The sequence below is a fragment of the Neobacillus sp. DZ-9 genome (assembly GCF_059587065.1).
Window position 1 is genome coordinate 21,837 of the sequence record NZ_JCAIOL010000003.1, and the last position, 11,798, is coordinate 33,634.

Consider the following 11,798-nt stretch of genomic DNA (forward strand, 5'->3'; position numbering starts at 1 on the left):
TTAACTCTTGCCCGTGATAGTTAAGTGAACTTTTCATAATGCTTCAGTACATAATGGAAGGGCTTTAAAACCTTACAGACAAGACAAAATCTAAAATAAAAAGAACTTGGAAATTTTCCAAGTTCTCTAAACTTTCGTTGTAAAAGCCAGTGTAAAATAACTCAATAAGCAATTAAAGGATTACTCCTGAAAAATCACCTCTTAGCACTTCCTTTCCATGTTGATTTTCGCATACAAAAGAGGCATTAATCCGAGTCCTATTATCCTCCTTTTCGAATTGCTCAATAGTTACTACACAAGTTATCGTATCACCAGTAAATACTGGTCTTAAAAACTCAAAATTCATTGAACGAGCAAGCACATTGTTATCGCCGCCTATTTTTGTCGGTAATGTAGCGGTTAGTAATCCCTGTATGACAAGTCTTCCCTGTTCATCAGGAGTAACATGGTGAGAGCCTTCATCACGTGAAACCTTCGTAAACAATTCAACATCTTCGATTGTGAATCTCCGTTCAAATGTAATATTATCTCCTACTTTTAAAGACAATTTTACCCCTCCTTAATTGTAAATCCATTTATAAATGTGACATATATTCAAATGCTGTTATTCCATATACGCTTTTAAAGTGTTTATTTAAATGGGTTAAATCAACAAAACCACATTCAGTTACGGCTAAATATATATCTCTATTTTTTTCTATTAACTGCTTTGCACGTTCTATCTTGCAGTTAAGAAAGTATTGGTAGGGTGAAATTCCAGTATGAGCCTTGAATAATCTGATAAACTGAAATTTGGATAAATTAAGCTCTAAACAGATCTCGTCAAGTTTAAGTACATTTTCTAAGTTACTATGAATCATATCCTTTGCTTTTCTAATTAGAGCGTTATCTTTCTTATAGTCTGTAGAAAGATTCGTTTGAATTAGGCTATCTGTGACGGATACGAGTAATTCATTACACAAAGCCTGATCTTTTTCGCTTAATATGGCATGAGAAAGACTTAAAATTCTTTGTTCAAGTCTATAATCATAGACAATAGGTGTTGAAAAACGTACTATATCCTTTTTCTCCATAACCTCTAAAAGCAATTGCGGTTCGATATATAACATAACATAATCAAGTCCTGCCTTATGATCATGTGCCATACCGTCATGTGCCTGTTCTGGATTAAAAAGCATAACACCATTTTTATAGGATAATTGTAAGCTGCCATCCAGGTTATATTGTTGAATACCACGCAATGTTACCCCTATTGCATACTCCTGGTGAGAATGCTTTTTATACGTAAAATTAGTAATACTTGCTGACAACGCAGTGATACCTGCTGATTTTTTATAGATAAATTTGTCCAACTCATTCACCCCTTTATCTACATCCATACCATCACTGCAGAATAAGCTAAAAATATTGCCATCATTACATTAACAATCTTACTATGATTCTGTAAAAACTTCTTAAAGATTGTCCCGAAAAGAACCCATGTAATAAATGCCAAAAATCCAATAAGAGTGATAGCCACGACACTTATAGACACTGCATTCATTGCGGTATAGTGCGGCAAAATAAAGCTTGGAATAACAGTCATTGTAAAAAGTACTACCTTTGGATTTAAAAACTGCATAAGGAATCCTGATTGAAAGGTACCAGATTGGTTTACAGTTGGTTTTGATGTATCCGCTTTGTAAATTTGATAAGCAAGATGCAACATATAAAGGCTTCCGATAATCTGCATAACGATTAAAATTTTCGGTATGATTGCTATAAGCAAAGTATTCAACATAGCAGAAATAACAAGTAATAGACCGAACGCAATCGTTGCTCCATAAGTATATTCCATTGCTTTTTTGGCACCGAAATGATGGACTGTCGATAATATGACAATATTTGTAGGTCCTGGTGTAAAGGTAATAATAATACAGTACATTAAAAAAGATGTAATATTCATGAGGAAAACTCCTTTCAAGGTATTCTCATGCAATTTTACATCTTAAAATTAATTGGCATATAGTATATTATTGCAGGACTATATATAAAGCAAAATAAAATACTGTGACCTTAGAAGGATGCACAGTATTATAATTTTATTGAATATAATCATAAATATTCTTCGCTAACAATAAACAGGTTACTGCAATAAACAGAGCACGAACATAACCACTTCCTTTTTTTATTGCAAATTTTGATCCACAAATCGCACCAGCAAGTTGTGCAATTCCCATTATTAATCCATAAGTGTAGTTTACTTGCCCTAAAAACATAAACATCAACAACCCAGCAATATTACTACCGAAGTTTAAAAATTTTGCATTTCCCGCAGCCTTTAAAAAATCAAATCCGATTAACAAAAAAGAAAAAATTAAAAATGAACCTGTTCCAGGACCAATGAATCCATCATAGAAACCAATCGCAAATATTGTAACCAAAAAAATAATGAAGTGATGGATGGACAATTTTTTAGGGGTTGAAATGCTTCCCCAATCTTTCTTGAAAATAGTAAAAATAGCTACTGCTGCTAGCATTATCAACATCAATGGCTTAAGCATTTCAGGGTTTAACAAATGAACAGTGTATGCACCCAATAATGAGCCAATAAACGTGAGTGGAAAAAATCTAAACACTGATTTTATATCAAGTTTACCAGAACGATAAAACATAAATGTACTCGTTAAAGAGCCTATAGTCCCTGCTAATTTATTGGTAGCTACTGCCCCTGCTGGATTTAACCCTGTAAATAATAATACAGGAAGTGCAATCAGTCCACCTCCACCTACAACTGAATCAATAAATGCAGCTAAAAATCCAAAAACAATCAAAATAATTAATAACGATGGGTCTAAATGCATTTCAATCAACCTACCTTTATAGTCACTACCGGAATAGTAACTAATTAATTGCAATTTGTAAATAGTTATTGTAATTTTGTTACATAGGAAAATAATTGGAGGGCAAAAAAAGTGGACGACATAGTGCAGCAGCTCAAAAAATTAGGGTTTAACGAATATGAAGCTAAATCTTATGTATCTCTCGTTAAACAAGGGCCTGTTACAGCCTACCAAGTTAGCAAGGACTCAGGTATACCAAGAGCACGAATTTATGATGTGTTAGGTAATCTTGTTGAAAAAGGAATTGTCTTGAAGGAAGAAATAAATGACACCACTCGATATTCACCTCTGCCTGTTGAAATCTTTTTGCAGAAGGCTCAATCAGAATGGCAATCGACTTATTCGGTAATAACTGACACGTTAAGAAGTCTAGAAACTTCTAGTGAAAAAATAGACAACCGGGTGATTACTTTAAAGGACTATAAAACGATTATTAACTATTGTGAGACGTTAATAAAAAAAGCAGAAAAACGTATTGTTATTTCAATGTGGGACGATATGTATGAGATTTTGGAGAAGGATCTGGTTCAGGCGACTGAAAAAGCAACCGTACAAGGTATTACACTACACGTTGAAAATCCAATTGGAAATCTAGAAATCCATCGCATTACACCTTTTACTGAAACACCGTCTACAGATCATTGGTTTATTTTGTCCATAGATTCTAAAGAGATGATTTATGGACCATCAATTGAGGAGCGTAGTGTTGCATTTTATACAGATGACCCAATTCATATTTACTTATTAGAGGATTATGTTTGGCACGATGTGCTAGTGAATAGACTTGTTCGACGTAGCCAAGACGATTTAGAGAATTGGATTACTACTGAGCGAAAAGCCTTCTTTATGAAATAATAAGAAGTTTATTCAAAAAACCAACAAAATAAGGCATAAGTAACTCAGTTCCAAAAAATTAATTTTCTTTGGATACAGGATTTTTTAATGACAAACAATTTAAAAAGGGTTCATCTCCTATTCTCACTAAACTTCCCGTTTGTCGAATAGGAAAAAGTGATCCTTCGTTATTGAATCATCGACCTGATTTATTTCAGGATGTTTCTAATTTGCCAACAGCGTTTTTCTCCAAGAAAAAAAATACAAAGAAATTAGGAAATCCACAATTTATATGCTACACTAGGTTTACCATTTGATTTACTGTTTTCAAGTACCCTACTCATTATTGAGTGGGGTTATTTGTTTTTCTAAGAAAAATAAAAAACAGACTCTAAAAAGAGTCTGTCCATGTTTGGCATTTTAATTAAGCCTTACGAACGTTAGCTGCTTGTGCTCCACGTTGACCTTGCTCAACATCAAAAGTCACTTCTTGACCTTCTTCTAATGTTTTGTACCCTTCGCCTTGGATAGCTGAGAAATGAACGAATACATCTTCTCCACCTTCACGTTCGATGAATCCGAAGCCTTTTTCGCCATTAAACCATTTTACTTTACCTTTTTCCATGATTGTTGCCTCCTAGTATGCTTAGCACACACAATGTATTACTATCCTTGCTCTCAGTGATCATCAAGACGAAAAGTTTTAACTAATACAATCCTTTACACCGAACAAAAATAATTCTTCTTTAAAATAGCATTTTTTTTAATTATTTGCAAGGAACCTTAATTCTTTAACTTTAGCACCCGTTACTTTAAATAATACTGTCACTATTTTTTGTGGTATTAAAGAATTCGGAAATGTGTTGTAGGAGCTTTTTCAAATGAGGATATGAATAAGTAGAGCAATGCGCAATTTAAATGCCACTTCAGGGTCCTTTAAATTTTCACCTAAAATATCTTCACATTTTCGTAAACGATAGATTACTGTATTTCGATGAACAAAAAGTTGCTTGGCTGTGTCGCCAATATTACCGTTATTTTTAAAATAAAGGTTAAGTGTTTCCAATAAGCCGGTTTTATCTTGGTCCATTGGTTGTGCAAGCTCCTTCAATGTTTTTACATAGAATTCCTGCAAATTAGTGGTAGGTATCAAGCTCAGAAGCTCGCCCACCGATTGGCTTCTGCAAAGCTGGATAAATTTCCTCTTCCCTAAACGATAGCCCAAATCCAGTTCATTCTTCGCTTGCCAAAAGCTTGTTTTTATATCTAACACACGTTCCACATAATTTCCCATTCCAAAGGAGAAGGAAATTTTAAAAGTGTCATCAATCAAATCCTGCAGTTGTTGCAACCAATTACCTATTTGGGATTCTATATTATTACTCAAGGAGAAAATAGGGCAAAGAAAAATAAATAAATCTTCTTTCGTAAAAAAGATATATTTATTCATTTGATTAACTACCTCCCCTTCAATGAGTTCAAAAATAGCATCTTTCCTATGATCAACAGGTGGAATAATACCATCAGGCTTACCTACAACAAACAGATAATATGGCGCATTCACTAAACCATAGCCCTTCCCTTGAGCTAAAATTTCTTGTTTAGAGATATTGGCTCCTTCCAAAACACGTTCAAAAAATTTATTTTTTTCACGCCTAATTTGCAATAGATTGAGCATCCCACCAGGTCTTTGGGTTAAGATAAAAGACAATGTTTGATTGACAATATCCCCTAATGAGTGTGTTAATGGGATATCAATAATAGGTAATGCTAACTCGTCAGCCATCCGAATGACTGAATAGGGGATATCCAGTAAATAACGTTTGGTTTTAATCCCTAAACCCGCACACCCTTTCCTTGCCATGTCCTCAATAAGCGTCACTAGGTTTTCCGGATTTTCTTTAAACCAGAAAGCAGTAGTCACTAATAATTCATGCGGTTTTACAAAATGTATAATATCTGGAGCATCCATCATGGTTACTGTGTGAACGGTACGATGGCACCCTCTTTTGCCCGCTACAATGCTTGCCCCTTCAAAAATTGGGATTTGCATGAGATCCAAAATTTCCATAAACCTCTCCTACTACTATTTAATCATTGGTTACGGTGACTAACATCACGAAAAAAATTTGTAATTTCATATAATGACAAAATATACCTTGTTCCGTTATTATTCTACATAGACGATAGATGAAACGCAAAATTGGAGGAAACTAAATGTTTTTGCTTGCCTTAATGAGTTCATTTTTTAACGCTGCCGTTACTTTATATGCAAAAAAAATTATGGTAGAAATGAAGAATAGCCATAGTTTTATAGTAACTTCTTTCATCTCTGTTAGCATTCTTCTTGCCTTTTCAATGCCGAGACTATTTTCATTTCATATGAATCTGGTTTCGGTTAGCTTGTTGGTATTGGTTATCCTTCTTGATACCATATCTAATATCCTGTTTTTTAAATCAATGGAGCGAATTGAGGTTTCTAGACTCGCAGTTTATTCTTCACTCACACCTCTCTTTACATTCCTGCCCAATATCTTTATCAATGGGTTTCATACAAAAACTTTCATTTCGGTATTATTTATTGTACTTGGCATCTATTTATTAAATTTAAAAGGACGTGATCCCTTCGCTCCTTTAATGGAGTTAAAAAAAGCTGGAAACATGCTTGGGATTCTAGCTTCCGTGATTATTGGCATTAGCATGGTACCAACGCAGCAGCTACTCATCCATGAGTGGACAAATGCTCCTACTCTATACCTGATGCGCGCTACAGGAATTAGCTTACTTATTTATATCATTTATCGCCCGAAACTTTGGTTTCCCAAACTAAACGTTTCTCTTGGAGTACGTGGGGTTCTATCGATTATCCAATGGATGTGCCTTTTAACAGCATTGAAACGGGCTGATGGGACATTGGTTGTAGCTTTGGCTTATACCTCACCGCTTTTTGTCCTCTTTTTAGCACGAATTTACTTTAAAGAGAAAATTACTATTCCGAAATTGGCAGCATGCGTGATTACTATTTTGGGGATCGTTTGGACCATGATGGAGCATTAAAACTTACATCAAAAAAGGTTAGGTCTCTTGCAACGAAATTTGAATTATTTATTTTTTAAAGTCATCCTAATTAAATCGGCATAAAAACAATGCTCAGGGCATTCAAACTCTAAGCATTTTTCTATATAACGCTAATTGAACTAAATAACAAAAGGCGATCTTCTTCTTGAAGGATCGCCTTTATTTAAGCAAAATGAAATGTTATTTTAGAAACTCAACAGTACTGATGTTTTTTTGACATTTAATTAAAGTAATTTTCCTAAATAATACGGCATTTGGCGTCGCCACCAAATCCAATCATGCGAAACATCTTCGCCCCACTCATCAAACAACGCTGGAATTTGTTTTTCTTCAAAGGCTTCTTTTAATGTAAAGTATGAAGGCAGCCCATCCTGTTCCCAATCACCCAGCCCGGTACAAATAATGATATCTGCTGAACGATATCGATCAATAAACCAGCCGTCATTTTGATTCCATATGTAATCACTCGGTGAATTTTCGTAAACAAGCGGATCATTTCCGTAATCTCCAAAAAAGTAACGCGCATCGTATATACCGCTAAGTGCAACGGTTGTTTGGAAGACATCCGGATGTCTCAAGAAAAAGTTCAACGCATGATATGCCCCCATACTACACCCTGTTGTCATCATTGGATCAAACCAACCCGTTTTATGTTTAATAAATGGAATAGCTTCTGAAATCACATAACGGTCATATGCTTCATGAGCTAATGCACGGTCATGCGCCGGTTTTGAGTCGTGCAGCCAACTTTCACTATCTATACTAGCCAATGTAAAAAACTGAACTTTTCCGGATTCAATAAAGTCATGACACACATCAATCATTCCAAAATCATAGTATTCAGTATGCGTACCTCCAGATGAAGGAAAAACTATGATTGGCATGCCACTGTGTCCATATCTGTTCAACAGCATTTCACGTCCTAATTCGCCACTCCAATGGTGTAACTGTTCTATATGCATAAAAAAATCTCCTATCCCTATACGTTTACAATGCTGCAATTTTTTCGTTCATGTACAAAACGGATAATGTCATCCACTTCTTCTTGCGAATCTGCATTAATCGCATAAAATTGATTTCCTTGGAGTTCCGCAAACGCATCTGGCATGCGCTGTTCAAACTTCACACGGTCGCCAAATCGTTCAGTAATAGCATTCGTATCATGTTTATACTCATACGCATCACGCTGTGTTATACCGACACAAAACTGGTTTTCGGCATCGGGCTCCTTAAATTCTCCTCCTGTCACAAGAGAAGCATACTGAGCAAATAAATCAATGGAGTACGCGAAATTGTACATATCAATCGTGTAGCCGCCAGCCAAGCGGTTATTATATTCAAGTGCAACATAATCCTCATCTTCTAATTTAAAAAACTCAATATGGAAAAAGCGTTCTTTCATGCCAAAAGCTTTCACAATCGCCTTTCCATAAGTTTCGAGCTTTGGATCTATTTCTTTTTGAATCACATAAGCTAAGTCCAACTGACCCTTAACGAGTTCCAGAGTTGGCACATTATATGTAAAACTTGTTTGGAAAACAATATTCCCTTTCTGATCCACTAAACCATCAAATGTACAAAGCACGCCTCCTTCGACATATGGTTCTAAGAAGTACACTTGTGCTTCTCCCCATTCTTCTTCAAAATGACGTACATCCTCTTCTGAACTTAATTTAAAGGTTGCAGCTGATCCAACTCCATTGTCGGGTTTAGCGATAACTGGCAGTCCTAATTCATCGATGGCTTTAGATAACTCCTTTTTAGTTTTAACGACTCTTCCTTCTACAACAGGCACCCCTGCTTTTTTAAACAGCTTCTTCATTTCAGATTTATACTTAACTTTTTTCAAGTCATTTGTTTTATTGCCGTACACGTTAAATTGCTCACGCAACTGGGCATCAAGTTCTAACCAGTATTCGTTATTGGATTCAATGCGGTCAATTGGACCATGTTTATAAAATAAAAATGCAACAGCACGTTTCACTTCATCTATATCTTCTAAATTATTCACACGATAATATTCTGTTAAAGCGTTTTGTAATTTGGAACCTAATTGGTCATATGGCTCTTCGCCAATTCCTAAAACATTGACACCTGAGTCTTTTAAACGATGAGCAAATGACTGAAAATTACTTGGATAATAGGGTGATATCAAAATATAATTCATAAAAAAGCTCCTCTCTCAGAATCAAAAAATTCATTATTTTCACAACTAACGTACAATTATTTCAATTTAAAATCAATCTAAACTTCCAAAAATATTAAAAAATGATAGATTACTTCCATGATCAAATTCACTCAAATATAATTATTCAGTTCATTCAAGACCACTTCTCACTTAAGAAACGTAAACATTCTGGCAAGTGTTTTGCCCAAGCTTTTTCATTATGTTCTTCATCTGCAAAAATATTTAAATGAATGCTATCAATTGGAACAGAGCCGTTTATCAGTTGTTTATAATACTTAAGCGAGCAATCGATATATGCCTGCTTCATATTACCATACATCAATTGTCGATCGGCATCATCGCCTTCCTGAGTCCCAACTTGAATGTACACGCGTTGTTCAGGATCCAACTCATGTCTAGCAATATAACTGTCAAAAGCTTTACTTGTAATCCAATTGGCTAAAGAAAAAATGCCTAAACCACCAATTTGATTTTTATATTCAATACCCATAAAAGCCGAAATATTTCCTCCAAGTGAACTGCCAATCATCGCTGTATGATATTTATCCGATTTAGTTCGGTAATGCTTATCGATAAACGGCTTCACGACTGTCATAACAAACTCAGCAAACTCCGCGCCTCTTCCGCCTAGTTCAATATCTTCAGGAAGTGGGCTTTCAGTAATTTTCCATGGCGTATATTCATTAATTCGATCTTGTCCAGCGTTATCTATCCCAACAACTATCATCTTCGGTAAATCGGGGTTTTGTTTAATTGCCGGAATAACTTTCCATGAATACCCGCTATAAGATTCACTACTGTAGAAAACATTTTGTCCATCATGCATATAGACAACTGGATAATTTTCAGCCTCATCACTATCATAATTTTTCGGCAATAAAACACGCACTCGACGTTTTTCATTTTTATAAGACATATGTAATTGATGTGTTTCTAGTTTTAAATAAAAATAGGATTGATTCATTTTACCTTCCTCGCTCCTTTGATATTATATTTAATATACTGAATAAATCTAATATTCACAATAAAAATCATAAGAAATACCAGGCAAACTGCCCGGTCCTTTTTTGTTTAGAGAAAATCCGGCAGTTTGTGCTCATATCCGAGAACACTTTCATAATGCACTGGATACATTTGCCCTCCACATTGCTCACATGAAAATGTCGCTAATCTCGTCATTACTTCACTGTATCCTTTATCTATAATATAGTAGAAATAGAGGGGAATTTTTAAAAGGTGTCCCTCTGTCCCCTCTTATTTGTCTTTAGTCAAACTTTTTAATAACTTGTGATGTTTATGAAGTTTATGGATAATATAGCTGAATTGGAATACTGAGAATACTTGAATATAGTTAGCTAGGTCGCTTAAGCCAATGACTTTAAGCAGGATAGCTGTAATTACTATGGTAATCCAAAACTCTAGTGACTTTATATAGCCAAGCACAGAATCTCCCCTTTCCGTAATTTATACTAGGATCCTCTGAAAACAAATGTCAGTCCTTGCGTTAAAGTTCTATTACTAAGAGTGGTAAAAGTGAGAAATTATTCATTACATTTGCTCGTTAGAGCTAGGAATGAACCTGAAAGTAAAGTTGCTATTAATACACTTCTTTTCAAAAAGAATTTATCAATCACTATAGTTAATGAAATAAATACTCTAATTGAAAGGGACAAGTTATTTAGTTAATCCGTAAATTTTTTTCTTAATTATTTTCATTCCTTCTTCGACTAAACTGCCCGTTAGCACAACAAAAAAAGGGATCGCCGCAGCAATCCCTTTCTTAAACACAAGCACCTGTTACTTTAAGTCTATTATTTCATAATCTTTTTAAAAGAAAACATTCATCTGCTTGTCGCATCCTCAATTAAACAAATTATTTAAATCATTTTTTATACTTAATCAACCAGCAATCTTGATATTCTCCTTAGTGAAATTCACGTTTGGGTAGTATTCTAACTTTTTGAAACCCGCATTTTTCATAACATTTAATAGCCCTAACATTTCTTAATTGAGGGTCCATAACAACTCGGTTGGCCGTTTCAATTTATTTTTTTGGATTTCCATTCATATTCAATATCAGGTAAATTTTCCTCATTTTCGTTTCCTCTACCAATGATTATAAATCCATTCTTTTCATAAAATCGTTGTGCGTTTTCATTTACTTCAAATGTATATAATGTTAATCTCCCATTTGATTGTTCTTTTACCTTATCAAGTAATGTTTGACCTATACCGATTCCTTGATAATCATTATGAATATAAAGTTGGCTTATTTCCCTTTCATTATAGGCGATCATTCCAACTACTTTTTCATCAATTAACGCTAAATCTATTTGATACTGTCCTGGTAATATATTATTTAAAAAATTTATATGATTTTCAAAGCTATGAATTTCTTTCTGACCAATAGCCAGTTCCTTGCTATCTCGCCACATTCTCACTGTCTGTTTTGCATACTTAGGATTATACTGAGTTATTATGAATTTGTGTTGTTTCACTACAATTCCTCCTTAAGATTTCTTTACTGATTTATATGTTGTTTCCTGTCTTTAAAATAGATGAATATTACACGATACGAGTATTTTTTTTTGTAAAATTCTTTCTATCTTCCTTCATTATCCTGCCCGTTAGTGGAACAGCAACAAAAAGGCTCTACTCCTCTTGAAGTAAAGCCTCCGTAATTTTTAATTTACTTTAAGGATTCATAATGTAAAAAACACTGATTGACATAATCATAAGTAAAATTAGAAGAGCGTGAATACTTATTCCTACAATGCTACATACTTTCCCCTTAGAGCTTGTAAATTTCAGATTTA

Annotated in this window: 12 protein-coding genes and 1 pseudogene; 2 read left to right on the top strand and 11 right to left on the bottom strand. The window is 34.5% G+C overall.

All coding sequences use genetic code 11. From position 1 onward, the window contains the following. Nucleotides 1–172: 172 nt before the first annotated feature. The 4 genes from AC59HZ_RS08455 to AC59HZ_RS08470 all read right to left on the bottom strand — a co-directional run bounded on the left by AC59HZ_RS08455 (nucleotide 173) and on the right by AC59HZ_RS08470 (nucleotide 2,849). Entirely contained in the window at nucleotides 173–547 is a 375-nt protein-coding gene (locus tag AC59HZ_RS08455) for an FAS1-like dehydratase domain-containing protein (RefSeq protein ID WP_496545385.1), read from the bottom strand. A gap of 28 nt (nucleotides 548–575) precedes the next feature. After that, nucleotides 576–1,352, bottom strand: a complete 777-nt coding sequence (locus AC59HZ_RS08460) for an AraC family ligand binding domain-containing protein (protein WP_496546009.1) — start codon at nucleotides 1,350–1,352, stop codon at nucleotides 576–578. Between the two features lie 17 nt (nucleotides 1,353–1,369). Further along, on the bottom strand, nucleotides 1,370–1,945 hold the full coding sequence (locus AC59HZ_RS08465; protein WP_496545386.1) for a LysE family translocator: 576 nt from the start codon (nucleotides 1,943–1,945) through the stop codon (nucleotides 1,370–1,372). Nucleotides 1,946–2,081: 136 nt separating this feature from the next. Continuing rightward, the gene (locus AC59HZ_RS08470) at nucleotides 2,082–2,849 is read right to left on the bottom strand and encodes a TSUP family transporter (RefSeq protein ID WP_496546010.1); all 768 of its coding nucleotides are present in this window, start codon (nucleotides 2,847–2,849) and stop codon (nucleotides 2,082–2,084) included. A gap of 105 nt (nucleotides 2,850–2,954) precedes the next feature. Between AC59HZ_RS08470 and AC59HZ_RS08475 the strand changes: the two genes are divergently transcribed. Further along, nucleotides 2,955–3,737: a TrmB family transcriptional regulator gene (locus AC59HZ_RS08475; RefSeq protein WP_496545387.1), complete on the top strand. Its 783-nt coding sequence runs from the start codon at nucleotides 2,955–2,957 to the stop codon at nucleotides 3,735–3,737. Nucleotides 3,738–4,140: 403 nt separating this feature from the next. Here AC59HZ_RS08475 and AC59HZ_RS08480 read toward each other — a convergent pair whose 3' ends face one another. Together AC59HZ_RS08480 and AC59HZ_RS08485 are read right to left on the bottom strand one after the other, a co-directional pair. Then, nucleotides 4,141–4,341 carry a cold-shock protein gene (locus tag AC59HZ_RS08480; RefSeq protein ID WP_027322326.1) on the bottom strand — a complete coding sequence of 67 codons (201 nt, stop codon included), beginning with the start codon at nucleotides 4,339–4,341 and terminating at the stop codon, nucleotides 4,141–4,143. A gap of 252 nt (nucleotides 4,342–4,593) precedes the next feature. Further along, nucleotides 4,594–5,787 (bottom strand): PucR family transcriptional regulator, encoded by a 1,194-nt coding sequence (locus AC59HZ_RS08485; RefSeq protein ID WP_496545388.1) that lies wholly within the window; start codon nucleotides 5,785–5,787, stop codon nucleotides 4,594–4,596. 146 nt (nucleotides 5,788–5,933) lie between these two features. On the opposite strand from AC59HZ_RS08485, the gene AC59HZ_RS08490 reads away from it, so the two are divergent. Further along, the gene (locus AC59HZ_RS08490) at nucleotides 5,934–6,773 is read left to right on the top strand and encodes an EamA family transporter (RefSeq protein WP_496545389.1); all 840 of its coding nucleotides are present in this window, start codon (nucleotides 5,934–5,936) and stop codon (nucleotides 6,771–6,773) included. A 245-nt stretch (nucleotides 6,774–7,018) separates the two neighbouring features. Here AC59HZ_RS08490 and AC59HZ_RS08495 read toward each other — a convergent pair whose 3' ends face one another. From AC59HZ_RS08495 to AC59HZ_RS08515, 5 genes and pseudogenes are all read right to left on the bottom strand, one after another. Beyond that, a complete protein-coding gene (locus AC59HZ_RS08495) occupies nucleotides 7,019–7,756 on the bottom strand; it encodes an esterase family protein (RefSeq protein WP_496545390.1) in 738 nt (245 codons plus the stop codon). 17 nt (nucleotides 7,757–7,773) lie between these two features. After that, the gene (locus tag AC59HZ_RS08500) at nucleotides 7,774–8,961 is read right to left on the bottom strand and encodes an ATP-grasp domain-containing protein (protein ID WP_496545391.1); all 1,188 of its coding nucleotides are present in this window, start codon (nucleotides 8,959–8,961) and stop codon (nucleotides 7,774–7,776) included. 154 nt (nucleotides 8,962–9,115) lie between these two features. Continuing rightward, nucleotides 9,116–9,946, bottom strand: coding sequence for an alpha/beta hydrolase (locus AC59HZ_RS08505; RefSeq protein WP_496545392.1), 831 nt, complete (start codon nucleotides 9,944–9,946; stop codon nucleotides 9,116–9,118). A 960-nt stretch (nucleotides 9,947–10,906) separates the two neighbouring features. Continuing rightward, a pseudogene (locus tag AC59HZ_RS08510) lies at nucleotides 10,907–11,023 on the bottom strand (GNAT family N-acetyltransferase); the annotation flags it as partial. Beyond that, complete coding sequence (locus AC59HZ_RS08515) at nucleotides 11,022–11,480, bottom strand: GNAT family N-acetyltransferase (protein ID WP_496545393.1); 459 nt, start codon at nucleotides 11,478–11,480, stop codon at nucleotides 11,022–11,024. The pseudogene AC59HZ_RS08510 and the gene AC59HZ_RS08515, both read right to left, overlap by 2 nt. Between the last annotated feature and the right edge of the window lie 318 nt (nucleotides 11,481–11,798).

Coding starts and splice junctions, on each gene's coding strand:
- AC59HZ_RS08485 (WP_496545388.1), bottom strand. CDS start 5,787: ATGGAAATTTTGGATCTCATGCAAATCCCAATTTTTGAAGGGGCAAGC.
- AC59HZ_RS08495 (WP_496545390.1), bottom strand. CDS start 7,756: ATGCATATAGAACAGTTACACCATTGGAGTGGCGAATTAGGACGTGAA.
- AC59HZ_RS08490 (WP_496545389.1), top strand. CDS start 5,934: ATGTTTTTGCTTGCCTTAATGAGTTCATTTTTTAACGCTGCCGTTACT.
- AC59HZ_RS08465 (WP_496545386.1), bottom strand. CDS start 1,945: ATGAATATTACATCTTTTTTAATGTACTGTATTATTATTACCTTTACA.
- AC59HZ_RS08500 (WP_496545391.1), bottom strand. CDS start 8,961: ATGAATTATATTTTGATATCACCCTATTATCCAAGTAATTTTCAGTCA.
- AC59HZ_RS08505 (WP_496545392.1), bottom strand. CDS start 9,946: ATGAATCAATCCTATTTTTATTTAAAACTAGAAACACATCAATTACAT.
- AC59HZ_RS08480 (WP_027322326.1), bottom strand. CDS start 4,341: ATGGAAAAAGGTAAAGTAAAATGGTTTAATGGCGAAAAAGGCTTCGGA.